This window comes from Sorangium sp. So ce367, assembly GCF_051520455.1.
Lineage (GTDB): Bacteria > Myxococcota_A > Polyangia > Polyangiales > Polyangiaceae > Sorangium > Sorangium cellulosum_B.
Genome location: NZ_CP150334.1, coordinates 8,048,358 through 8,072,320, shown reverse-complemented (window position 1 = coordinate 8,072,320; position 23,963 = coordinate 8,048,358). Strand labels below are relative to the sequence as shown.

Here is a 23,963-nt window from a genome sequence, read left to right as displayed (position 1 = left end):
CGCCGGAGAGAGGACGTCCCAGCCGAGTTCGGCGGGGCCCCCGCCCAGCGCCACGCCGCGAACTCCCTCTCCCTGGGCCGGGCCGTTTGGCAATCCCGTCACACCGCCAAAAACTCCCTCGCGATCTCGTCGTCGAACTCCGCCACGCTCCCCCGCCGCACGATCCCCCCATTATCCATGATGAGGTACTCGCTCGCCGTCGAGAGCGCGAAGTCCAGGAACTGCTCCACCAGCAAGATCGCCATATCCCCCTTCTGTCCGAGCCCCTTTATCACCTCGCCGATCTCCTGCATGATCGACGGCTGGATCCCCTCCGTCGGCTCGTCGAGCAAGAGCAGCTTCGGCTTCCTCAGCAGCACCCGCGCGAGGGAGAGCTGCTGTTGCTGCCCGCCGCTCAGCGTACCGGCCGCCCGCGCGTGAAACTTCTTGAGGATGGGGAACATCTCCATCATCTCTTCCAGCGCAGCGGGGCTAGGCGTCGAATCGCTCTTCGCCTCGAAGCCCATGAGCAGGTTCTCTCGCACCGTCAGGTACGGGAAGATCCCTCGCCCCTGCGGCACATAGCCTATCCCCGCGCGCGCCCTGTCGCTCGGCGACCTCGCCGTGAGGTCCGCCCCGTCGAGCGTCACCTTGCCGCGCCGCGGCTTCAGCACGCCCATGATCGCCTTGAGCAACGTCGTCTTGCCGACCCCGTTGCGGCCCAGCAGGCACGACACCCGCCCTGGCGCGACGTCCAGGCTGACCTGCGACAGGATGCAGCTCTCCTCGTAATAGACCGCGAGATCCTCGACAACCAGCATGCTGCTACCGCTCCTCCGCCTGAGCCTCGGCCGGCGCCTTGGCCCCGCCGCGCGCGTGCCCCGCGTCGTGCGCCCGCCCGAGATAGACCTCGATCACCTGCGCGTTGCCCTGGACCTCCTCGACCGGCCCCTCGCACAGCCGCCTGCCGGCGTGCAGCACCGTCACCGTGCTCGCATAGCGCCGCACGAACTCCATGTCGTGCTCCACCACCAGCACCGACCGCTGCTTCGCGATCTCCTGGACGAGCTCCCCCGTGCGGTCGCGCTCGCGCCGGGTCATCCCCGCCACCGGCTCGTCGAGCAGCAGCAGCTTCGGCTGCTGCACGAGCAGCATGCCGATCTCCAGCCATTGCCGCTCCCCGTGCGCGAGCACCGCGGCCCGCACGTCCGCGCGCCGCCGGAGCCCGACCCGATCGAGCGTCTCGGCGATCTCCCTCTCTTGCGGCGCCGACAGCCCGCGGAGCAGCCCCGGCGCGCTCTCCCGGAAGCCCATCGCCGCCTCCAGGTTCTCGAGCACCGTGAGGCTGCCGAACACCGCCGGCGTCTGGAACTTCCGCCCGATCCCGAGCCGCACAAGGGCGTGCTCCGGCAGGCGATTCACCTCCACGGCCTCCCGTCCGGACTCCCCACCTCCGTGGAACACCACGCGTCCGCTCGACGGCTTCGTCTTGCCGGTCAGGATGTCGAGCAGCGTCGTTTTTCCCGCGCCGTTCGGCCCGATCAGGAACCGGAGCTCCCCGCGCTGGATGGAAAAGTCGAGCTCGTCCAGCACCTTGAAGCCGTCGAAGCTCACCGTCACCCGCTGGACCTCGACGATGTTGCCGCGGCTCATCGCGCTGCTCCTCTCCTCGTTTCTGTGCTCGCTTCCGCTCATCTCCGCGCCTCCCCCTCAGCGACCGGTCGTCGCCGGCGCCTCTGGGCCCGCCGCCGGGTCGACCTCATCCCCGCTCGCCGGCCCCGCCGCGCCGCCCGTGTCGCGGCGCGAAAGCTTCGCGGCGTGCCGCTGCAGGAAGCCCGAGACGCCCTTCGGGAGCAGCATGACCGACGCCGCGAAGAGCGCGCCGAAGCCGAGCTGCCACACCTCGGGGTACGACTCGCTCAGCGCGCTCTTGCCCAGGCTGACAAGGATCGCCCCGACGACCGCGCCGATCAGCGTGCCGCGCCCGCCGACAGCCACCCAGGTCACCATCTCGACCGACGGGATCACGCCCATCGAGGAGGGCGAGATGAGGCCGACCTGGCAGACGAACAGCGCGCCCGCGATGCCCGCCATGCCCGCCGACAGCGCGAACACCAGCGTCTTCAGCGTGACCGGGTTGTAACCGAGGAAGCGCACCCGGTTCTCGTCGTCCCGCATCGCCACGAGCAGGCGCCCGAAGCGCGACTGGGTGAGCTTCCGGCACAGGAGATAGAGCGCCCCGAGGCAGAAGAGCGTCACGAAATAGAGCACCGTCTGCGTCCCGGTCGCCCCCCGCGCGAAGCCGAAGATCGTCTTCAGGTTCGTGATCCCGTTCGTGCCGCCCGTCACCGCCTGCTGGCCGATGAAGAGGATCGACGCGATCAGCGTCAGCCCCTGGGTGATCAGCGAGAAATACACCCCCTGGACGCGGCTCCGGAAGACGAGATACCCCACCGCGGACGCGATCGCCATCGGCAGGAGGACGACGGCGCAGAGGGCCACGACCGGCGAGCGGAACGGCTCCCAGAAGATGGGCAGCGCCTCGAGGCCGCTCCAGCTCATGAAATCGGGCAGGCGCGAGCCGGACGTCTCCAGCTTCAGGTACATCGCCATCGCGTAGCCGCCGAGGCCGAAGAAGAGCCCCTGCCCGAGGCTCAGCATCCCGCCATAGCCCCAGATGAGATCGAGCCCCAGGGCGACGATGGCGTACGTGAGGAACTTGCCGAGCAGGTTCAGGCGGAAATCGGAGAGCACGAGCGGCGCGACGAGGAGCGGCAGCGCCACGGCGAGCGGCGCTCCCCAGGTCCAGACGAAATTGCGAAGGGCAGAGTCTCGAGGGGCCATGTCCGTGTCCTCTCCTATCGTGTGCGCAGGGCGAGCAGGCCTGTCGGACGCCACTGCAAGAAGGCGATCACCAGCGCGAACACGAGCGCCTTGCCGAGCGACGCCGTCGTCGAGAGCTCGAGCAGCGTGTTCGCGACGCCGATCACGAGCGCGGCCACCACCGTGCCAGGCAGCCGCCCGAGGCCCCCGAGGATGACCACCATGAAGGCGTCGACGATGTAGTTCGTCCCGAGCGACGGCCCGATCGAGCCGAGCTGCGTCAGCGCGCACCCCGCGATCCCGGCGAGCCCGGCGCCGAGCGCGAACGTCGCGGCGTCGACCCGGCGCGCGCGGACGCCGAGGCACGAGGCCATCTCGCGGTTCTGCATGACGGCCCGCAGCCGCCTGCCGCCCGCGGAGCGGTGCAGGTACGTGTAGACCGCGGCGATGCACGCGATCACGAGCGCGATGAGGAAGACCCGCTTGTAAGGCAGCTGCGTCCCGCCCGAGAGCGCCACGCCGCCGCTCAGCCACGAGGGGCTCGAGACCTGCACGTTGGACGCGCCGAACAGGCTCCGCGCGGCCTGCTGCAGCACGAGCCCGACACCCCACGTGGCGAGCAGCGTGTCGAGCGGCCTGCCGTAGAGGAAGCGAACGATCGTGAGCTCGAGCACGAGCCCGAGCACGCCCGCTACGAGGAACGAGGCCGGCAGCGCGAGCAGGAACCAGAGCCCGGCCTCGGTCCCCCCGACGAGCGGCGCGACGTGGTGCCCGATGACGTACGTCGTGTAGGCCCCCGCCATGATGAACTCGCCGTGGGCCATGTTGATCACGTTCATGAGCCCGAAGGAGAACGCGAGCCCCATCGAGATGAGCAGGAGGATCGAGCCCAGGCTCAGGCCATTGAAGGCGTGGAGGAGAACTTCGTTCATTCTAGAGCACCCAACCGATCGAGACGCCGCGCACAGTGAGGTTCGGGCCGCGGAGGCGCGGAGGGCGTCCTGACGAGCCCCCGCGCCCTCCGCGGCTCCGTGATCCGGGCTTCGGGCTCGCGGCCCGCTACTTCGCGGCCAGCTCCTTCGCCCAGGGGTACGCGCTCAGGTACGGATCCGGCTGGACCGGCTTGCCCGAGCTCCACACCTCGTCGATGAGGCCGTCCTTCCGGACCGCGCCGATGCGGACCGTCTTCCAGGTGTGCTGGTTCTTCCCGTCGAGCCGGACCAGGCCCTCGGGCGCGTTGTACTCGATGCCTCCGGCCTTCACGGCCTCCTTCACCTTGGCCACCTCGGTCGACTTCGCCTTCTCGACGGCCATCTTCCACAGGTAGACCCCGAAGTAGCCCGCCTCGATGGGGTCGTCCGTGACGCGCGCGGCGCCGTATTTGGCCTTGTACGCGTCGACGAACTTCTTGTTCTCGGGGGTGTCCGTGGTCTGGTAGTAGTTCCACGAGACGAGGTGTCCGGCGATGTTCTCGGCGCCGATGCCGCGCACCTCCTCCTCGGCGACGCTCACCGAGAGGACCGGCAGCTTGTCGGCGGTGTAGCCGGCGTCCTTGAACTGCTTGAAGAACGCCACGTTGCTGTCGCCGTTCAGCGTGTTGAAGATCGCGTCGGGCTTGGCCGCGCTGATCTTGCTGATGATCGTGCTGACCTCGGTCCCGCCGAGGGGCAGGTACTCCTCGCCGGCGAGCTCTCCGCCCTTCGCCGCGAGCTGAGCCTTGATGATCTTGTTGGCCGTGCGCGGAAAGACGTAGTCGGAGCCGAGCAGGTAAATGCGCTTCTTGCCCTTCTCGAGCAGGTAGTCGACCGCGGGGACGATCTGCTGGCTCGGCTCGGCGCCGGTGTAGAAGATGTTGGGCGACTGCTCCAGCCCCTCGTACTGGACCGGGTAGAAGAGCAGGCCGTTCAGCTCCTCGAACGAGGGCAGCATCGCCTTGCGGCTGGCGCTGGTCCAGCCGCCGAACACGACCGCCACGGCGTCCTGCTGCACGAGCTTCCTGGCCTTCTCGTTGAACGTGGGCCAGTCGCTGGCGCCGTCCTCGACCACGGGCACGAGCTGCTTGCCGAGCACGCCGCCCGCCTTGTTGATCTCCTCGATGGCGAGCAGCGTCGCGTCCTTCACGGCCACCTCGCTGATCGACATGGTGCCGCTCAGCGAGTGGAGCACGCCGACCTTGATGGATCCGCTGTCCGAGGCGGGCGCCCCGGGCGCCGCAGCCCCGGGCGCGGGAGCCTCGTCGTTCGCCTTGCCGCAGGCAGAGAGCAGGGCCGCGCCGGCGAGCGCCGCCATCGCGACGCAGAGCGTACGACGCCGAGAGGTGCCCGCCGCCGGCCGATCCTCAACGTCCAACCCAGACGTGTACATATTCAACGCATCCTCCTTGGGTGCCGAGGGCGCGTCCAATGCCCTGCATCGACGCGGCGCGGCGATTCGACTGCACAAGAGCCGTTGGGAGTTCGGGAGCCGGCCAGTGAAGACTCCCGGCTGGACACACCCGATGGCCGCCCTGCACAGCAGAACGCGGTCCCCGGACAAGGGCCAGCCACACGACGTCGTGGTGAAAGGCCTTATGCCGAGTGCCATGTTTCGTCGAGGTTTCGTCGACGTGAAATGTCGCCCGGCCGGCAGGCGCCGTGCGTTTTCCGCAGGCCGTTTGGATTTCTGACCACAAAGCGCGTCGAGCGATCCATCGTTGTTCTCGTTCCGCTCTAGTTTTCGCCCCGGTTACGGCTCCGGTGTGATGCACCGCACGCGGGGCGCGGAGCGCGGAGCGCGGGGTGTCGAGCGTGGGGCGCCGTTGGGCGCGCGCGCACGCGCGACCTCGCCCGGCGTCGTCACGCCCGATGTCGCTTGAGCCGACACGGTGTGGGGCGCTCTGGCCGCTGCGCGCACGAGAGCTGCGAGCTCCGGCGCTGTGGCGAGCAGTTGCGAGCTATGGCGAGCAGTTGCGAGCTATGGCGACCAGGTGCGCTCTCCAGTGCAGTAAAAAACTTGTATCAAGAGCGGTAAATGGCGGGTACACTGATAGATGCTGTCTGCGCCCTGTGCTCGGTCGACACGGAGGGCAGGCGGGGTGGAGCCTATGAGAAGCACGAATCACTTGCCCGGCGAGACGGATGGCCGATCCACGAGCGGCGGAGCGGCGCCGGACGGCGTCGCAGCCGGGCCGCGGGACGAGAACTCGGTGGTGATCTCCCTGAGCGCGCTGCTCGCGGTGGAGAAGGACGCCTCCATCAAGAGCGGCGCGCGGGCCGATCGCGGCGCGAGGAGCTCCGGGATGGAGGATGGCCGCGGGTCCGCCGCAGGCGACGGAGAGCGCAGCAGCTACCTGGAGATCTTTCCGTTCGGCGTGCCTTCCGAGCTGCCGGCGTTCAGGGCGCCCGATCTCACGCCCGTGCCCTCCGAGGTCCCGATCGACCTGCGCCCGCCGCGCGCACGGCGGGCAGCGGGCGTTCGCTACGGAATCGCGGGCGTCCTCGGGGCGGCGGTCGTCGCCGGCGCTGTGTGGCTCGGCGCCCCGCGCGAGACGCTCCAGGCGGCCGCGCAGCCCGGCGTGCGGCACGCGGCGAGCGCGGCGCTGGCGCAGCTGCCGAAGGTGGAAGCAAAGGCCGCGGCCGCGCCCGCCGAGGCGCCTCCGGCCAAGAAGAAGGGCGACAAGACGCGCGAGCGCGGGGCGAAGGCCCCAGCCGCCGCCCCCGCTGCCGGGGGAAAGGCGCCGGCGAAGCGCGTCGCGGAGAGCAGTGGACCGGCGACCGCCGCGCCGCCGGCGAGCCCGGGCGGCGCGCGTACAGCGGGCGACCCCTGCAAAGGCGACCTCGACTGCGCCATGCGGCGCGCCGCGGGCGGCTCGTAATACCGCCCGCGCAAGCAAAAGGGCCGAGAGCTCGCCGCCGCTCCATCGAGATTTCGATCGTTCGGAGCGCGACAGACCACCAGCGAGCTCTGGTGGGCGCCTCCTGTCTCACTTCTGCCGTTGAGGTCGCTCGCGCGCCCAGCGCGTTCCCCTGGAGCAGGTTATCCACGCGGAGCCGCTTGATCTCCCGCACCTGCCCTGTGCTAGGGTCTGCTCCTGTTGCATAAAACTGCTGACAACCGATCTGTCCCGGCGGATTGCGCGCACATTGTGCAGAGATATGCGTGCTCCTCGCGCGACCGCTTGGGGCGCAGAGGCGCAGCTGTAGGCACGAAGCAGATACCATCACGTAAAATTCTGGTGTAGGAACAGCGCCCGGCGCCGACGGTGGCGTTGAAGTGCACAGGAAGCGTGGTCCGGCGACGTCGCTCGACGTGTAGTGCCGAGTTACGAGCCGCGCGGCGCGACCCTACTCGTCTGGAGGTGGATTCATGAAAGCTTTTGGTTTCGCAGCGATCCTGATCAGCGTGGGTATGATGGCGGCCTGTACGGTCAAGAGCGGTGATGGCGACACGAGCGGCGACGGCGGCTCGGGCGGCTCGGGCTCGACCACCAGCACGTCGTCGACCTCCACGGGCGAGGGCGGATCAGGCGGCACGGGCGAGGGCGGCTCGGGCACGGGCGGGGCCGAGGAGTGCTCCGACTCCGGGACCGAGGACGAGTGCTTGGACTGCTGTGATGAGACGTACGCGGAAGGGCTGGATGCCCTCGGGGTTCACGGGTTCCAGCAGTGCGGTTGCGCGGCTGACGCCTCGTGCGCCAGCGTGTGCGATACCACCGACGCCACGAGCGACGTCTGCAACGATGACGGCAGCATCAACATGGAGGCGAACAACCCCGACTGCGTGGAGTGCCTGAATCGCCTCGCCGATGACGATGCTTGCATCGAGGCCGCAGCGGCCGCCTGCGAGGACGATGCGACGTGCCTCCCGTACCTCGAGTGCCTCGGCACCTGCCAGTGATGGCTCTCGGGCGAAGGGCCGGCGTCGTGCGCCATCGATCCTGAGGTGATCCGAGCCGGCCGGGCGGGACAGGCGATCTCGACGAGATCGCCTGTCCTGTTTTGTCGCGTACCGTCCTGCCGCGACCCTCGGGGTCGCGCGCGTCGAGCAGCCCCCTGCGATGAGCGGTCCTGCCGGACGCGAACCTGCCAGGGATCGCCGGCGCCCTACGGCGAGAGCCTCACCACCAGGATGTCGGACCAGGACGCCTCCGCCGTGGCGCCGTCGAGGTCCACGCTGCCCTCCACGGTCCCGGCGAGCAGGACGTGGCCGCGGTCCACGAACGACGCGACCCCCGCCGCGGACCGGCGCCCGCCGCTGCTCCCGGCGCCCGGGCCGAGCCGCTTGCTCCAGACGTGGCGCCCCCTGGCGTCGAACCGCGCCACGACGATGTCGCTGCCGCCGCCGTCGAGCGGCCCCCCGCCGAGGTGGGTCGGGCCATCGACGTCGCCCGCCAGGACGAGCCCGCCGTCCGCCTCGAGCGCGAGGCGCGGCGGACGCTCCGCGGGGTAAGCCCGGCTGAAGCGGTGCTCTCGCGCAGGCCCGAGCTCGGCCACGAACGCCGACATCCCCTCCGAGAACAGCTCGCCGCCGCCCAGATCGAGGATCCCGTCGAAGGTCCCGCTCAGCGCGATCTCGCCGTCCGGCCCGATCTCGATGTCGCCGCCGCGCTGCTGGCGGCCGTCTCCGAAGGCCAGCGACGCGATGTGCTCGCCGCCCTCGTCGAGCTTGGCCAGGAACACGTCGCTCATCCCCCTGGACAGGAGCCGGGGCGCGTCGTCGCCGAGCTGGAGCTCGCCTTCGAAGGTCCCTGTCATGACCACTTCCCCGCGCGGGTCCACCGCCACACCGGTCGGCTCCTGGTTCCCCGCGCCGCGGAACTCCCGCCTCCAGAGCAGCTCGCCCGACGTGTCGAGCTTGGCCACCGCCACGTCCGTCCCGCCGGGATCCATCAGCGTCGAGACGACCACGAACTCGCCCCGCGCCGAGACCGCGATGTCCTGCGGCCTGCCGAGGAGCACCGCGCTCCACTGTGGCTCGCCCCAGTCGTCCAGCTTGATCACGAACCCCAGCGGCGCGTCGGCCGTGAGCCCCAGGTCGTCCATCTTCCCCACGAGCTCGCCCGTGATCGCGACATTGCCCTCGGTATCCACCGCGAGCGCCTGGAGCGAGCCTCGCCCCTCGGTGACGAGCTGGCGCACCCACGCCACGGTGCCGTCCGGATCGAGCCACGCGACGAAGACGTCCTGCTCGGCGCTTGTCGAGAGCTGCCCCGCGCCGAGATCGAGGGAGCCCGCGAACTCGCCGCCCAGGATCGCGGAGCCCCCGGGGCCCGCCGCGAGCGCGCGCGCCCGCTCCTGGCCCGCGCCGCCGAGGAGGGCGTCGAGCGGTCCGCCGGGGAGCACCGCGCCGCAGTCCCATCCGCCGTTGCAGTCCTCGTCGGCCGGCGTGCTGCAGTCCTCGACCCGCGGCGTGACCTCGCCGGCGCAGGCGCCCCACCGGCCGTCGAGCCCGCACGTCCGCCGTCCGGCGCGGCACGCGCCGACGCCCACGGTACCCGGCGGTCCTCCGTACGGGCACGGCTCGACGGTCCCGGGGGCGCAGGCGCAGACGGCGCTGCCGCCGTCGGCCGAGGGATCCTCGGGCCGGCCGCCGTCGCCGTCCGCCTCGTCGATCGCGCCGTCGCAGTCGTCGTCGGCCGCGTTGCCGCAGCGCTCCGGCGCAGGCGTCACCTCGCCCTCGCAGGGGCCGTAGCTGTCGCCGGCGGCGTCGCACCGCATGAGGCCGGTCTGGCAGGCGCCGACCCCCTCGGTCGCCGGCGGCCCGCTGTAGCAGGCGATGGTCGAGAGCGGCGGGCAGCCGTCCTCCACGAGGATGCCATCCTCGAGCCCGAGCAGCGCGTTGCAGCCGGCGCAGCCGAGCGCCACGAGGGTGAACCGCAGGCCGAGCCCGGCCGAGCCGCGCGCGCCCACGTCAGTAACTCCCGCCCACGACGAGGGAGAACCCGCCGGGGCCGGCGGCGGCCGCGGCCGTGGCGCGGCGCGAGGGCGGGCCGGCGGCGCTGGGCGGGGCCGTCCAGAGGAGCAGGCCGGCCGCGAGCAGCGCGGCGGTGCCGGTCGAGAACGCGATCGTCGAGGCGGTGCCGGCCTTCTGCGCGTCCTCGCGCAGCGAGACCCCGACGGCGTCGCAGCGGCTCCGCGCGTCGCAGTGGCCGCGGTTCGAGGCGTCCCTGCGGGCGATCGCCTCGGCGCCGAACACGGCGCCAAGGCCGAGCCCGACGAGGCCGGCGCCGCCGCTCGCGAGCGCGATCACGCGCTGCGCGCGCCCTGCGCCGGCGCCGGCTCCGCGGTCGTCGATCGGCAGGACGGGAGGCGCCTGCGTCGTCTGGCCTTTCGGCGCGGCGGCGAGCGCGCGCGGGGGCGGCTCTTGCGCCAGGAGGAGGGGCACGTCGATGACGACGCCCGCGCCGTCGGGCGGGACGACGTGCTCGACCGACCAGCGCTTCCTGCCGGGCGCCTGCGCCTCGATCGTGTGCGTCCCCGGGTCGACCGGGAGCGCCTGTCCCCACTGGGAGGGCAGGAGCAGCACGCCGTTGCGGCGGATCTCGAGCCCCGGCGCGGCGCTCCCGGGGGGCACGGCGATCGCCATCCGCGAGAGCCGCGGCTCGAGCGCCGCCGCGAGCGCGGCCGCGCGCGCGGCGCGGGGGTCTCCCGCGCTCTTCGCGATGGCCGCGGTCTCGCTGAAGACGTTCCAGGCGCCCGCGGTCCTGCCTGTGCGCGCGAGGCACTCGCCGAGCCGCAGGAGGAGGTTGAGGGCGGTCGGATCGAGCGTCCGGCCCTGCTCGAGCATGGCACACGCCTCGGCGATGCGGCCCGCCTCGATCAGGCGCGTCGCGGCCTGATAGAGCGCGAGCACCTGCTCCTTGTGGCCGCCCGGCGGTCCCGGGTTGGGTCTGGGCTGCTCCAGGGGGGGCTGCGCCGGACCGGGCTCGCCGGCCTGGCCGCTCGCCGGCGCGAGCGACAGCGACAGGGCCGCGAGGGCAGAAGCGAGCCCGCGCGGGCGCGAGCAGCAGGGGATCTTCGGCAGGGCTCCTCGGGGCATGGCGATCACCACGGGCTGTCCGGCGCGCCCGCCGGCGTCGCGGCCTCAGCGCCGCCGCCGGGCGTCGCCACGAGGGACGGCGCGCCTGCCGCCGCGCCCCGGGCGGGCGCCGGCGCATCCGCCGCCGTCCGCACCGCGGCGCCAGCGGCGGGCGCCGCTGACGACCCGGACGCGTGCACCCGGCGCGCCGGCGCGCGCTGCGGACCCCCCACGTTCGCCCGCGCGGGCGGCGCGGCCCCCGTGGACAGGACGGCGCCGGCTCCGCTGCGCGCGGCCGGGCGCGCGCCTCTGGCGTCCGCCTGGGGCGCGTCGCACGCGCTGGCAGCGCCGTCGCCGTCGTGCAGCGCACCTTCGGCCGCGTCATCGGGCCCCTGGAACGACCTGGCTGCCACAGCGTTCCCCTTCGGCTCCGCGGCGAGCCCCTGCGGCACCTGCGCGAGGTGCTGGGCGCCGGCGCCGTCGGCCCAGGTCAATCCCGCTGCCCGCGGCCATCCGGGCGACACGAGGATCGCGGCCAGCGTGGCGCTCGCGGAGACCGCGCCGGCCGTGGCCGCCAGCCAGGTTCGCCTGGGGCGGCGGCCCTCGCGCCTCGTCTCGGCCGGCCCAGAGGCCGTCGTGGGCGGCCGAACGGAGGCCGCGGCCGGCCGAGCGGGGGTCGCGGGCGGCCGCGCGGCGGTCGTGGGCGGCCCATCGTCCAGCCACGTGAACGTCGGTTGGCTCCGGTGCACCCCCGTGGGCAGCGTCGCGTCGGGCGCTCCGCGCATCGCGAACGGCGCGAGCGCGGCGGCGAGCTCGCGGGCCGAGGCCGGGCGGCGCGTCCGGTCCTTCTCGAGGCAGCGCATCACGATCTCCTCGAACCCCTCGGGCAGATCGGCGCACGCGCTGCGGAGCGGCCGGGGCGCCTTCTCCGACACGACCAGCACGAACTGCTCCAGCGTCTCCGCGCCGAACGGCAGCGTGCCGCTCACGAGCTGGTAGAGCACGACCCCGAGCGCCCACAGATCCGCGCGCAGATCGATGTCCTTGGGCGTCAGCATCTGCTCCGGCGCCATGTAGCGGCGGGACCCCATGACCGACCGCGCCGTCGTCATCTCGAGCCCGTCGTGCTCCGGCTTCGCGCTCATGAACTTCGCGACGCCGAAGTCGAGCACCTTGAGGAGCGGCGTGCCGTCGGTCCGGTACGTCAGGAACAGGTTCGCGGGCTTGAGGTCCCGGTGCACCATCCCGAGCGCGTGCGCCTCCGTCAGGGCAACGCAGGCCTGACGGACGTACTCCGCCGCCTCCTCGACCGGCAGCCGCCCGCGGCGCTCCAGGATCGAGCGGAGATCGTTGCCCGACAGGTGCTCCATCACGATGTACGGCACCGGCAGCGCCATCCCCGGCCTCGGGGCGAGCGCGCCCAGGTCGTAGATCCGCGGCACGTGCTCCGTCTTCATCCGGAACATCCCGCGCGCCTCGCGCTGGAACCGCCTCAGCAGCGCCGCGTTGCCGCAGTGCTCCGGCCGCATGAATTTGACGGCCACCAGCTCGCCCAGCGACAGGTGCCGCGCCGCGACGACCGCCCCCATCCCGCCGATGCCGAGAGGCCGCTCGACCCGGTAGCGGTCTGCGATGACCTCGCCGCAGTGCACGGGCACCACTCCCTCTTCATCGCTCACCACGCGCCCCCCCACTCCGTCGCTCTGAGATTGCAGACCGGCCAGCCACGATCTCGGACCGGATGGTTCCTTGCAGGGCCGCGCTCGACGCGCTCGCCGCAGGTGTCTGGTAGATTCGATTCTCCGGAGAGGCGATACGTCGCGTCGTCTGTCGAATTTTCCGGCGCTCCTGTGGGCGCGTGGAGGTGCGCTTCATCTGCTGAGGGCGATCCGAGGGCGCCTCCGCCCTGCACGCGTGTCGCGCCGGAGGCCATGATGGGTCGCGCCGAGGGCCGCGCTGGATTGAAGTGTCCCGGTTCCTTTCTGCCGTCCTCTGCGATACAGACGTGCCGTGTCTGCCTCTCCCGCCCTGGTCTGTCGCGGCCTGGTCAAGCGTTATGGGGACGTCGTGGCCGTGAACGGGCTCGACCTCGAGGTGCAGCGCGGCGAGTGTTTCGGCCTGCTCGGCCCGAACGGCGCGGGCAAGACGACCACGGTGGAGATCCTCGAGGGGCTGACCCGCCCCGACGCCGGCGAGGTCGAGGTGCTGGGCGAGCGCTGGGTGGGGGACGGCATCGCGCTGCGCGCCCGGCTCGGCATCCAGCTCCAGGAGACGCGCTTCCCGGACAAGCTCCGGGTCGGCGAGGTGATCGCGCTGTTCCGCAGCTTCTACCCGCGCGGCATCGAGCCGGAGCAGGCGCTGCGCTGCGTGGCCCTGCAGGAAAAGTCGAGCGCGTTCGTGCGCACGCTGTCGGGCGGGCAGAAGCAGCGGCTGTCGCTCGCCTGCGCGCTCGCGGGCGATCCGGAGGTGCTGTTCCTCGACGAGCCGAGCACCGGCCTCGACCCCGCGTCGCGCCGTCAGATATGGGCCATCGTCGAGGATCTGAAGGCCCGCGGCCGCACGATCCTCCTGACCACGCACTACATGGAGGAGGCCGCGCGCCTCTGCGACCGCGTGGGGATCGTCGATCGCGGGAGGCTGCTCGCGCTCGGCACGCCGGCGGCGCTCGTCGCCTCGCTCGGCGCCGAGCACGTCGTGGAGGTCGAGGTGGACGCGGAGATCGCCGAGGAGGAGCTCATGGGGCTGCCGGGCGTGGAGGCCGTGCGCTCCGCGCAGGGGGCGCTCCGGCTGACGGTGCGCGACGTCGCGCGCGTGCTCCCGCCGCTGCTCGCGCTCTGCGCGGCGCGCGGGGCCGCGCCGAAGCGGCTCGCGACGCACCACGCGAGCCTGGAGGACGTGTTCATGGCGCTCGCCGGGCGGACGCTCGCGGACGACGAGGCCGCGTGATGGCGCGGCGGCTCCGCTCCCTGCGCGCCTCGTCGCTCGCGCTCCTCATCCGGGCGCGGGTGGCCGAGTTCCTGCGCGAGCCCGAGGCGATCTTCTGGATGTTCGTGTTCCCGATCCTGCTCTCGTCGGCGCTGGCCGTCGCGTTCAGGGACCAGCCCGCGGAGCCGGTGCGGGTGAGCGTCGAGGAGGGCGCCGGGGCCGAGCCGCGGCGCGCGGCGCTCGAGGCGTCGGGGCAGGTCGTCCCGCGGGTGGTCCCGCGGGCGCAGGCGCAGCAGGAGCTCCGGACGGGCAAGGTCGCGCTCGTCGTGCTCGCCACCGATCCGCCCACGTACTGGTTCGATCCGGCGCGGCCGGAGAGCCGCCTCGCCCGGCTCGAGGTGGACCAGGCGCTCCAGCGCGCCGCGGGGCGCGCCGACGCCTTCCGCCCGGCCGCGCTCGAGGTGACCGAGGCCGAGAGGGGCTCCCGCTACGTCGACTTCCTGGTGCCCGGGCTGCTCGGCATGAACGTGATGTTGACCGGGATCTGGGGGATCGGGGTCGCGATCGTGCAGCAGCGCATCGGCAAGCTCCTGAAGCTGTTCGTCGCGGCGCCCATGCCGCGGTGGCAGCTCCTCGCGTCGCACCTCGGCGCGCGGCTCGTGTTCCTGGCGCTCGAGGTCGTGGCCCTGCTCCTGTTCGCGGCCCTCGTGCTCGGCGTGCCGATCGCCGGCTCGCTCGCGGCGCTCGCGGTGGTCGCCGTGGTCGGCGCGCTGGCGTTCGCCGGGGTCGGCCTGCTCATCGCGGCGCGGCCGCGGACCCTCGAGGGCATCTCGGGCCTGGGCAACCTCGTCACGTTCCCGATGTGGATCTGCTCCGGCGTCTTCTTCTCGGCCGATCGCTTCCCCGACGCGATCCAGCCTTTCGTCCAGGCCTTGCCCCTCACCGCCCTGAACGACGCGCTCCGCGGCGTGATGCTCGAGGGGGCGCCGCTCGCCGCGATCGCGCCCGAGCTCGCGCTGCTCGCCGTCTGGGGCGTCGCGACCTTCGCGCTCGCCCTCAAGCTCTTTCGCTGGGAGTAGCCCCCGCGCCGCGGCCAGCGCCAGAGGGCCAAGGTGCATGAGCTCACCGGCGCACGCTGTGTGCCAATCGACCCCTCGCTCCGCGAGCATGTCAGTCAACCTGCGTCGAGGTGGCGGCGCAGTCCTCGTGAGGCACGCATGATCCTACCGTGTGTCCATATTTTCTGTTCGGGACATTGACCTTCCAAAGTGGCGCGGTCCTGTATTCGTGTACGATGACCGCATGAATGAACGGGGGGAGCGGAGCGGGCAACGCTCTCGCACCGCGCCGAGTCTGTCCTTCTGGGTCGCGGGGCCGCTGGCCGTCGCGTTGCTCGTCTTCGTCGGTCCGGGGCTGTGGATCGCGGCGTGGGCCATCGAGGGCGCGATCCTGAAGAACGAGCTGGGCGTCCTCGCGCGGACCCATGACGAGTGGACCCGCCGCATGAACGACCGCCTGATCCAGGCGGAGGCGAGCGTCGCGCGGTACGGCCGCATGCTCACCTCGGCATTGCATGAGGTCGAGGGAGAGACCCCGCAGAAGTTCGACGCGCTCGTCGGGCCGTCGCGCGACGGCGGCATGGTGTCGCGCAACGCGGGCTTCGAGCCCAGGCGGGACGCCGTCGTCTGGCTGCCCGCGGGGTACCCGCTCGACGACCGGGAGAAGGTCTTTCTCCTGCAGCTGAAGCGCATGACCGAGCTGTACTCGGCGGGGGCGCCGGGAGAGCCCATCAACACCTGGCTCATCCCCAGGCGGAACGGGCTCGTGATGTACTGGCCCAGCCACACGAGCTACATCGATCAGGTCGACACGACCGTCGATTTCGTCAACTCGGAGTGGACGACGCTCGTGCTCCCGGCGAACAACCCGGAAGGAAAGCCGCGCTGGACGCCGACGAGCTACGACCCGGGGGCGCGCGAGTGGATGGTGAGCGTCGTTGTGCCGTTCTTCCGCGACGGGGTGTTCGCGGGGAGCGCCGGGCACGATGTCACGGTCAACGCGGTGATGGACAGCTTCCGGGAGCTCTCGCTGTATCCGGGGACGGAGCACGCCCTCGTGAGGGGCGATGGGACGGTGCTCGTCTCGAGCGTTCACCAGGACAAGATCCACGGGAGCAAAGGCGCGCTGACGGTCGAGTCCATCGGCGACGACGATCTCAAGCGCGCGTTCGAGGCGGCGAAGCGCGACGACGCCGCGGCGGCGCGCGTGGTCGGCCGCACGGATCAGCGCGTGATCGTGGCGGCGCGCATCGCGGCGCCGGACTGGTACCTGCTCACCGACGTCCCTCGCGCGGCGCTGCTCTCGTCGGTGAAGGGGCTGTACTGGGACTACTGGCTGATCGCGGCGTTCTCGATCCTGGCGCTCGTGGCGCTGCCCGTGCTCGTGATCATGCGCGTGACCTTGCCGTCGGTGCGGCAGCTCGTCACGGCGGCCGAGCGGATCCGGGGCGGTGATCTCGATCAGCGCTTCGAGGCGTCAGGCACCCGGGAGTTCGTGCACATCGGCGACGCGCTGAACGGCATGGCCCAGCAGCTCCGCGAGACGTTCGCCGCCCTGGCGAAGACGAACGAGGAGCTCGAGCAGCGCGTCGAGCAGCGCACCGCCGAGCTCAAGGAGGCCACGGTCGCCGCGGACGCGGCCAACAGGGCGAAGAGCGACTTCCTCGCCAACATGAGCCACGAGCTGCGGACACCGCTCAACGGCATCCTCGGGTACGCCCAGATCCTGAGGCGCTCGAGGAGCCTGGGCGAGCAGGAGCTGCGCGGCGTCGAGGTCATCGCCGAGTCCGGCTCTCATCTGTTGACCCTCATCAACGACGTCCTCGATCTGGCGAAGATCGAGTCGCGGACGATGGAGATTCACCCCAACGATTTCCATTTCCCGTCGTTCTTGAACGCGACGGCCGAGATCTGCCGGATCCGCGCGGAGCAGAAGGGGATCGCGTTCGTGTTCAAGCCCGGCCCCGCGCTGCCCGAGGGGGTGCGCGTCGACCAGCGGCGCCTGCGTCAGATCCTGCTCAATCTGCTCGGCAATGCCATCAAGTTCACCGAGAACGGCAGCGTCACCTTCACGGTCGTCGAGGTGCCCGGCGGGTCACAGGGCGCGCGCAAGGACCTCCCGGAGGACGGCGCGAGCCCCGCATCGCGGACCAAGACGCACAGGATACGCTTCGAGATCGAGGACACGGGGAGCGGCATCGGCGCCGAGCACCTGGACCAGATATTCCTGCCCTTCAAGCAGGTTGGAGACAAGAGTCGCCACCGCGAGGGCACCGGGCTCGGGCTGGCGATCAGCCAGCGCATCGTCACGCTGATGGGCAGCTCCATCCAGGTCAGGAGCGAGCTGGGGAAGGGCAGCGTCTTCTGGATGGACCTGACGCTCGCCGAGGCGCCCGACTGGACGGACACCGTGAGGCGCACGGAGCAGGGGCAGATCGTCGGCTACAAGGGCTCGCGGCGGAGGCTCCTCGTGGTGGACGACAAGCCGGAGAACCGCGCCGTGGTCATCAGCATGCTCGCGACCCTCGGGTTCGAGCTGGCGGAGGCGAACGACGGCCAGGAGGGCCTGGACAGGACGGCGAGCGAGAGGTTCGATCTGGTCATCACCGATCTCGCGATGCCCGTGCTCGACGGCTGGGAGATGATGCGCCGCATACGAAAGGCGCCGGAGCTCGCAGGGACGGTCATCATCGCGTCGTCCGCCAGCGCGTTCATCACCGACCAGGACAAGAGCCTGGAAGCGGGCGCGGACGATTTCCTGGCCAAGCCGCTGCAGATGGATGAGCTGCTCGCGAAGCTGCAGCGACACCTCAAGCTGGAGTGGATCTACGAGCGGCAGGACGGCGCCGGCGAGGAGGCGGAGCCGAGCCCCAGCTCGGGTGTGACCAGCATCCGCGATGTCGTCCTGCCCCCGGACGAGGACCTCAAGGCCTTGCGCGATCTCGCGCGCAAGGGGCTCGTCAATCACATCCAGAAATACGCGGACAAGCTCGAGCTGGGCGACCCTCGGCTCGCGCCTTTCGCCAAGCACCTGCGCGAGCTCTCCGAGGACTTCCGGCTGGAGTCGATAGAAGAGCTCGTCGGCGGGCGTATCGACGGCGGCGCCCGATGAGGGCGTCGGGTTGAGATCTGTTGTGAGCGCAGTCATCCTCATGCAGCGTCGCTGGCGCGACGAGTGAGGTCATCCGCTGGAGAGGGCAGTGTGACGAACGTGAGTGATACCGGAACGGTCCTGATCGTCGACGACGAGCCGCGAAACCTGAGGTTGCTCCGCGACAACCTCTCGGGCTGGGGGTTCGAGATCGCGGCCGCGACGAACGGCCTGCGAGCCATCCAGCTCGCGAAGGAAGTGGCGCCGGATCTCATCTTGCTGGACGTGAAGATGGAAGGGATCGACGGCTTCGAGACGTGCCGGCGGCTCAAGACGGATCCGGTCACGAGCGACATCCCTGTCATCTTCATGACGGCGAGCACGGAGATGAACGCGGACAAGGTGAAGGGGCTGAACCTCGGCGCCGTGGAGTTCCTCCTGAAGCCGTTCCAGAGCGAGGAGCTGCTCGCGCGCGTCCGGGTGCAAACGAAGCTCAGGCAGCTGATGAAGAGCCTCGCGGCGCAGGTCGAGGAGCGCGTCGCCGCCGAGGCGGCGCTGCAGGAGCTCACGCACGAGCTGGAGCGGCGCGTGGCGGCGCGGACGGCCGAGCTCGAGCAGGCCCTTTCGGAGCTCACGCAGGCTCAAGCCGCCCTCCGCGGGTCGAACGAGCAGCTGGAGACCGAGGTCGCGCGCCAGACCGAGGAGCTCCGCAGGACGAACGAGCGGCTGACGCTGGAGCTCACCGAGCGCGAGCGCGCGGAGCTGGCGCGCGCGGCGCTGCAGGAGGAGATCATCCGGGCGCAGAAGGAGCGGCTGGCGGAGCTCTCCACGCCGCTCATTCCGATCACCGAGCGGATCATGGTCATGCCGCTGATCGGGACGATCGACGCCAGCCGGGCGCAGCAGGCGCTCGAAGCGGCGCTGAGCTGCGTGCACACGAACCGGACGGACGTCGTGATCATCGACGTCACGGGCGTGAGGCTCATCGACTCCGCGGTCGCGACCACGCTGATGGGCACGGCGGCGGCGCTCCGGCTGCTCGGCGCGACGACGGTGATCACGGGCCTGCGCCCCGAGCTGGCGCAAACGCTCGTCTCGCTCGAGATCGATCTCAGCACCGTGGTCACCCGGGGGACGCTCCGGAGCGGCATCGATTACGCGCTGCGACAGGTCCGCTGACGCCGTAATGCCAGCGCGCCTGCGGGGCCGTGCGGGTCAGGCGGCACACGGAGAATCGATATCATGACAGTCGCTCTGTGCGACCACGTAGCCCAGAACACCGCCAGCCGGTCGGCCGTGACGACGCGGCCGCTCGTCCGCTTTTTTGTTGTTAATCGTATTTATTTTACATAGCTTGAAAGCATGCTGCCATCATGCTGTCTGCACCGTTTCCTGGCTGTCAGCGTAGGTGCTACGGCCATGTCCCTCGCCGCCGCTCTCCCCGCGGCGGCCGCCACGCCGTTCACCACATTCGAATCGGGCCAGGTCCGCCCCCTGGCCCTGTCGGCGAACGGCAAGCTGCTCTTCGCGGTGAACACGCCCGACAACCGGCTGGAGATCTTCCGCGTCGAAGCCCATCGTCTGCAGCTCAAGGCGTCTGTGCCCGTGGGGCTCGAGCCGGTCGCCGTGGCTGCCCGGGGCGACGATGAAGTCTGGGTGGTGAACCACCTGTCCGACAGCGTGAGCGTTGTCGACGTTCGGGACCCTGCCAGGGCGCGCGTCGTCCGCACGCTGCTCGTGGGCGATGAGCCGCGCGACATCGTGTTCGCCGGGCCGCAGCGCTCGCGGGCCTTCATCACCACGGCCCACCGCGGGCAGAACGCCCCCTTCGATCCGCAGCTCCTGACGCCCGGCGTGGGGCGCGCGGACGTCTGGGTGTTCGACGCGAGGCGGCCCGGGACGTCGCTCGGCGGGACGCCGCTCTCCATCGTGACGCTCTTCAGCGACACGCCGCGCGCGCTCGCGGTGACGCCGGACGGCAGCCGGGTCTACGCCGCCGCCTTCCACTCGGGCAACCGCACGACCGTCATCGACGAGAGCCTCGTGCCGAACGGCGGGGAGCCCGCGGGCGGACTGCCCGGTCCCGACACCAACTTCGAGGGAGTCCCCCGGCCGGAGGTCGGGCTCATTCTCAAATTCGACGGGTCCCACTGGGTCGACGAGCTGGGACGCCCCTGGGACGACGCGGTGCGCCTCTCGCTGCCCGACAAGGACGTCTTCGTCATCGACGCGCTCGCCAACCCGCCGCGCCAGGTGGACGGGCCAGGCGGCTTCTTCACGGGCGTTGGGACCGTACTGTTCAACATGGTCGTGAACCCGGTGAACGGGAAGGTCTATGTGTCCAACACCGACGCCCGGAACGAGGAGCGCTTCGAGGGGCCGGGCATCTTCGCCGGCCACAGCGTGCGCGGCCACCTGCACGAGAGCAGGATCACCGTGCTCGGTCCGGGCGGCGTCGCCCCGAGGCACCTCAACAAGCACATCGATTACAGCAGCTGCTGCGCGCCGGTGCCGAACGACGAGAGCGAGAAGAGCCTGGCGCAACCGCTGCAGATGGCCGTGACGCGCAACGGAGCGACCCTGTATGTCGCGGCGCTCGGCTCGGACAAGATCGGCGTCTTCGACACAGCGAAGCTCGAGAACGACACGTTCGTGCCCAGCGCCGCGAACCAGATCCGCGTCCCTGGAGGCGGGCCGACCGGCCTCGTCCTCGATGAAGACAGGCATCGGCTCTACGTGCTCGCGCGCTTCGACAACGCGATCTCGGTCATCGATACCCGGACCCGCCGCGAGGTCGCGCACGTGCCGATGCACAACCCGGAGCCTCCGAGCGTGGTCCGGGGGCGCCGCGTCCTCTACGACGCGGCGCGGAGCTCGAGCCACGGCGACTCGTCCTGCGCGAGCTGCCATATCTTCGGCGACTTCGACAGCCTCTCGTGGGACCTCGGGAACCCGGACGGCACCGCGGTGGAGAACCCGGGACCGTTCTGCACCGATCTCTTCGGCCAGGATACGAGCTTGCACCCGATGAAGGGCCCGATGACGACCCAGAGCCTGCGCGGCATGGCGAACCACGGGCCGATGCACTGGCGCGGCGACCGCACGGGCGGCCATGACGCGCCCACGTCCCAGCCGGACAGCGGGGTGTTCGATGAGCGGGCGGCGTTCAAGAAATTCAGCGTGGCGTTCGTCGATCTGCTCGGGCGGGACGAGACGATCCCGGAGGAGGAGATGGACGATTTCACGGACTTCATCCTCCAGGTCACGTATCCACCCAACCCCATCCGCGCGCTCGACGACTCGCTCACGCCCGATCAGAGCGCGGGGCGCGACTTCTTCGGGGGGCCCGTGTCGAGCATCCTCGGCGCCTCGTGCATCGGGTGCCACACCGTCGATCCCGACGCCAACCCCGACGATTTCGCGCCGGGCTTCTTCGGCAGCGACGGCGGATCGGCCAACGCCAACGAGAGCCAGCTCTTCAAGGTCCCGCACCTGCGCAATCAGTACCAGAAGGTCGGGATGTTCGGCATGGCGGAGTCGTTCGTGTTCCCGTTCGGCGGCTCCAATGAGCACATGGGCGACCAGGTCCGCGGCTTTGGCTTCCTCCACGACGGCGCCGTCGATACGCTCGTCCGCTTCAACGCGTTCTCCGATTTCGTCCAGACGCCGGAGAACCCCGGCGGCTTCCCCGTCGACCCCGAGGGGGAGCTCCTGAAGCGGCAGGTGGCGGAGTACATGCTGGCGCTGGAGTCGAACCTGAAGCCCATCGTGGGCCAGCAGATCACGCTCACCTCGTCGAACGCGGCGGTGGCCGGCCCGCGCGTCGATCTGCTCGTGGCGCGCGCCGACGCCGGCGACTGCGATCTCGTGGTCAAGGGCTGGTCCCATGGGGACGAGCTGGGCTTTCTGTACATCGGCGATGGCCGTTTCGACGCCGACCGCGAGCGCGCGCCGCGGCGGTGGGACGGCGAGCTCCGCTGGCTGGCCACGAGAGGCGGCAGTGAGTTGACGTATACCTGCGTGCCGCCGGGGTCGGGCGAGCGCATCGGGGTCGACCGCGACGGCGATGGCTTCCTCGACGGCGACGAGCGGGACGCCGGCAGCGACCCGGCCGACGCGGAGAGCGTTCCGCGGCGGGGACCGCACGGACCGTTCCCGTGGCCGCATCACTGAGCGGAACGATCGCGCCTGCGCGCTCACCCGCTCATCGACCGGTGAGCTGCCGCGGACGGGTGCTTCCCTGACAGCAAGGCTTCCGCAGCGCTGGTGATCCGTTGCTGCCCTCGCAGCACGTCGCGGGGCAGGGGAGGGGCGGCGCTTCGATCTCCGCCGCTGCGCCCGTGGCTCCGGCGCCGGGCACGGCGCTTGCGCTCTGCGCGTGGCGAGCGCGTGGTGAGCGCGTGCGGCGGTCGCGCGGCGACGTGCCCGCGCGCGCACGTGAAGGACCGAGACCGAGGACACCCCATGAGCGACAATCAGCGGAAGATCCGTTTGGGCGCCTTCTTGCCTGGCGCAGGCCACCACGTGGCGGCCTGGCGGCACCCGCAGGCGCAGGCGGACGGAGGCATCAACTTCGCGCATTACAAGCGCATTGCGCAGGCGGCGGAGCGGGCCAAGTTCGACGCCGTGTTCCTGGCGGACGGGCTCGCCTTGCAGAACCGGCCCGGAGCGCAGGGCCGCACCGCTTATGGGGCCAGCTTCGAGCCGGTCACCTTGTTCTCCGCGCTCGCGGTCGTCACCGAGCGCATCGGCTTCATCGCCACCGCGTCCACCACGTACGAGGAGCCTTATCTGCTGGCCCGCAAGTTCGCCTCGCTCGATCATATCAGCCAGGGGCGGGCAGGCTGGAACGTGGTCACCACCGGCGGGGGCGAGGCGGCGGGGAACTTCGGGCTCGACGCCCACCCCGACCACGCGCAGCGCTACGTCCGGGCGCGCGAGTTCGTCGACGTGGTCACCGGCCTGTGGGACAGCTGGGAGGACGACGCCTTCCTCCGCGACAAGGCGTCGGGGGCTTACTACGATCCGGCGAAGCTGCACACGCTCGATCACAAGGGGAAGTTCTTCTCCGTTCGAGGACCGCTCAACATCCCGCGCCCGCCCCAGGGACATCCGGTGATCGTGCAGGCGGGATCGTCGGAGGCGGGCAGGGAGCTCGCGGCCGAGACCGCCGAGGTGATCTTCACCGCGCAGCAGACGCTGGAAGACGCGCAGGCCTTCTACGCCGACGTCAAAGGCCGGATGGCCAAGTACGGGCGGCACCCCGATCAGCTGAAGATCATGCCGGGGGTGTTCCCCGTCGTCGCCAGGACGGAGTCGGAGGCCAGGGCGAAGTACCAGCAGCTCCAGGACCTCATCTTGCCGGAGGTCGGGCTATCGCTGCTCTCGGGCCTGTCGGGCGGGGTCGATCTGTCCGCGTATCCGGTGGACGGGCCGCTCCCCGAGCTGCCCGAGACCAACAACAACAAGAGCCGGCAAGCGCTGATGTTCGACATCGCGCGCAAGCGCAACCTGTCCATCCGGGAGCTCTACCTCTGGGTGGCTGGAGCGCGCGGGCACTGGACGATCGTGGGCTCGGTGGAGCAGATCGCGGATCAGCTGGAGGCGTGGTTCACGCAGGGCGGCGCCGATGGGTTCAACGTGATGCCGCCGTGGCTCCCGGGCGGGCTGGACGATTTCATCGAGCTGGTGATCCCGGAGCTGCGGCGACGCGGATTGTTCCGAACGGAGTACGAGGGGCGCACGCTGCGGGAGAACCTCGGGCTGGCGCGGCCGGCGAACCGCCACGCGGCCAGCGCCAAGACGCGGGCGTCGGCGGCCTGAAGGCGCCGCTTCCGTGCGAGGGGCGCCTGGCCGCGAGCCAGGGCCACTGCGGCCCGCGTGAGCGTCCGCAGCGTGCTGGTGGGCGGGGTTGCGAGCGACCCTCTTGATGGAATGGGGTCGAGGAGCCGGGGGCAGCCTCGCGCCGCGGCCTTGTGCGAGCTGGGGGTGCCAGCTCGCAGGCTCATGGGGCCACCTGACGGCGTTTTTCGCAGGGTCATGGGGCCACCCCAATCGCAGGAGGATGGGGCCACCCGCGCGGGGGCGTGACC

16 protein-coding genes are annotated in these 23,963 nt (G+C 71.0%); 8 read left to right on the top strand and 8 right to left on the bottom strand.

The window, feature by feature from the left end; translation table 11 throughout:
• Positions 1-98: 98 nt before the first annotated feature.
• The 5 genes from urtE to urtA form a co-directional block, all read right to left on the bottom strand.
• Complete coding sequence (urtE, locus tag WME97_RS30420) at positions 99-800, bottom strand: urea ABC transporter ATP-binding subunit UrtE (protein WP_437542487.1); 702 nt, start codon at positions 798-800, stop codon at positions 99-101.
• Positions 801-804: 4 nt separating this feature from the next.
• On the bottom strand, positions 805-1,632 hold the full coding sequence (gene urtD, locus WME97_RS30415) for an urea ABC transporter ATP-binding protein UrtD (protein ID WP_437542486.1): 828 nt from the start codon (positions 1,630-1,632) through the stop codon (positions 805-807).
• Positions 1,633-1,689: 57 nt separating this feature from the next.
• Positions 1,690-2,823 (bottom strand): urea ABC transporter permease subunit UrtC, encoded by a 1,134-nt coding sequence (gene urtC, locus WME97_RS30410; protein ID WP_437542484.1) that lies wholly within the window; start codon positions 2,821-2,823, stop codon positions 1,690-1,692.
• Between the two features lie 14 nt (positions 2,824-2,837).
• On the bottom strand, positions 2,838-3,734 hold the full coding sequence (gene urtB / locus WME97_RS30405) for an urea ABC transporter permease subunit UrtB (RefSeq protein WP_437542483.1): 897 nt from the start codon (positions 3,732-3,734) through the stop codon (positions 2,838-2,840).
• 127 nt (positions 3,735-3,861) lie between these two features.
• Positions 3,862-5,091 carry an urea ABC transporter substrate-binding protein gene (urtA, locus tag WME97_RS30400; protein ID WP_437542482.1) on the bottom strand — a complete coding sequence of 410 codons (1,230 nt, stop codon included), beginning with the start codon at positions 5,089-5,091 and terminating at the stop codon, positions 3,862-3,864.
• Positions 5,092-5,884: 793 nt separating this feature from the next.
• Here urtA and WME97_RS30395 point away from each other — a divergent pair.
• Together WME97_RS30395 and WME97_RS30390 are read left to right on the top strand one after the other, a co-directional pair.
• The gene (locus WME97_RS30395) at positions 5,885-6,655 is read left to right on the top strand and encodes a hypothetical protein (RefSeq protein ID WP_437542481.1); all 771 of its coding nucleotides are present in this window, start codon (positions 5,885-5,887) and stop codon (positions 6,653-6,655) included.
• A 491-nt stretch (positions 6,656-7,146) separates the two neighbouring features.
• Positions 7,147-7,677 carry a hypothetical protein gene (locus WME97_RS30390; RefSeq protein ID WP_437542480.1) on the top strand — a complete coding sequence of 177 codons (531 nt, stop codon included), beginning with the start codon at positions 7,147-7,149 and terminating at the stop codon, positions 7,675-7,677.
• Between the two features lie 206 nt (positions 7,678-7,883).
• Here the strand turns inward: WME97_RS30390 and WME97_RS30385 are convergent, their stop codons facing one another.
• The 3 genes from WME97_RS30385 to WME97_RS30375 are packed head-to-tail and all read right to left on the bottom strand — an operon-like array spanning position 7,884 to position 12,449.
• Positions 7,884-9,689, bottom strand: coding sequence for a hypothetical protein (locus WME97_RS30385; protein WP_437542479.1), 1,806 nt, complete (start codon positions 9,687-9,689; stop codon positions 7,884-7,886).
• 1 nt (position 9,690) lies between these two features.
• On the bottom strand, positions 9,691-10,818 hold the full coding sequence (locus WME97_RS30380; protein WP_437542478.1) for a tetratricopeptide repeat protein: 1,128 nt from the start codon (positions 10,816-10,818) through the stop codon (positions 9,691-9,693).
• Positions 10,819-10,823: 5 nt separating this feature from the next.
• Positions 10,824-12,449, bottom strand: a complete 1,626-nt coding sequence (locus tag WME97_RS30375) for a protein kinase domain-containing protein (RefSeq protein ID WP_437542477.1) — start codon at positions 12,447-12,449, stop codon at positions 10,824-10,826.
• 358 nt (positions 12,450-12,807) lie between these two features.
• Here WME97_RS30375 and WME97_RS30370 point away from each other — a divergent pair, with 358 nt between their 5' ends.
• The 6 genes from WME97_RS30370 (at position 12,808) to WME97_RS30345 (ending at position 23,694) form a co-directional block, all read left to right on the top strand.
• On the top strand, positions 12,808-13,743 hold the full coding sequence (locus tag WME97_RS30370; RefSeq protein WP_437542476.1) for an ATP-binding cassette domain-containing protein: 936 nt from the start codon (positions 12,808-12,810) through the stop codon (positions 13,741-13,743).
• Entirely contained in the window at positions 13,743-14,801 is a 1,059-nt protein-coding gene (locus WME97_RS30365) for an ABC transporter permease (protein ID WP_437542475.1), read from the top strand. The genes WME97_RS30370 and WME97_RS30365 overlap by 1 nt, the downstream gene beginning before the upstream one ends.
• A 223-nt stretch (positions 14,802-15,024) precedes the next feature.
• Positions 15,025-17,892: a response regulator gene (locus WME97_RS30360; RefSeq protein WP_437542474.1), complete on the top strand. Its 2,868-nt coding sequence runs from the start codon at positions 15,025-15,027 to the stop codon at positions 17,890-17,892.
• A gap of 90 nt (positions 17,893-17,982) precedes the next feature.
• Positions 17,983-19,050 carry a response regulator gene (locus WME97_RS30355; protein ID WP_437542473.1) on the top strand — a complete coding sequence of 356 codons (1,068 nt, stop codon included), beginning with the start codon at positions 17,983-17,985 and terminating at the stop codon, positions 19,048-19,050.
• A 240-nt stretch (positions 19,051-19,290) separates the two neighbouring features.
• Positions 19,291-22,044, top strand: a complete 2,754-nt coding sequence (locus WME97_RS30350; RefSeq protein WP_437542472.1) for a beta-propeller fold lactonase family protein — start codon at positions 19,291-19,293, stop codon at positions 22,042-22,044.
• A gap of 291 nt (positions 22,045-22,335) precedes the next feature.
• Positions 22,336-23,694, top strand: coding sequence for an LLM class flavin-dependent oxidoreductase (locus WME97_RS30345; protein ID WP_437542471.1), 1,359 nt, complete (start codon positions 22,336-22,338; stop codon positions 23,692-23,694).
• Positions 23,695-23,963 lie beyond the last annotated feature (269 nt).

Coding starts and splice junctions, on each gene's coding strand:
- urtE (WP_437542487.1), bottom strand. CDS start 800: ATGCTGGTTGTCGAGGATCTCGCGGTCTATTACGAGGAGAGCTGCATC.
- urtD (WP_437542486.1), bottom strand. CDS start 1,632: ATGAGCCGCGGCAACATCGTCGAGGTCCAGCGGGTGACGGTGAGCTTC.
- urtC (WP_437542484.1), bottom strand. CDS start 2,823: ATGGCCCCTCGAGACTCTGCCCTTCGCAATTTCGTCTGGACCTGGGGA.
- urtB (WP_437542483.1), bottom strand. CDS start 3,734: ATGAACGAAGTTCTCCTCCACGCCTTCAATGGCCTGAGCCTGGGCTCG.
- urtA (WP_437542482.1), bottom strand. CDS start 5,091: ATGGCGGCGCTCGCCGGCGCGGCCCTGCTCTCTGCCTGCGGCAAGGCG.
- WME97_RS30395 (WP_437542481.1), top strand. CDS start 5,885: ATGAGAAGCACGAATCACTTGCCCGGCGAGACGGATGGCCGATCCACG.
- WME97_RS30390 (WP_437542480.1), top strand. CDS start 7,147: ATGAAAGCTTTTGGTTTCGCAGCGATCCTGATCAGCGTGGGTATGATG.
- WME97_RS30380 (WP_437542478.1), bottom strand. CDS start 10,818: ATGCCCCGAGGAGCCCTGCCGAAGATCCCCTGCTGCTCGCGCCCGCGC.
- WME97_RS30365 (WP_437542475.1), top strand. CDS start 13,743: ATGGCGCGGCGGCTCCGCTCCCTGCGCGCCTCGTCGCTCGCGCTCCTC.
- WME97_RS30360 (WP_437542474.1), top strand. CDS start 15,025: ATGAATGAACGGGGGGAGCGGAGCGGGCAACGCTCTCGCACCGCGCCG.
- WME97_RS30350 (WP_437542472.1), top strand. CDS start 19,291: ATGTCCCTCGCCGCCGCTCTCCCCGCGGCGGCCGCCACGCCGTTCACC.
- WME97_RS30345 (WP_437542471.1), top strand. CDS start 22,336: ATGAGCGACAATCAGCGGAAGATCCGTTTGGGCGCCTTCTTGCCTGGC.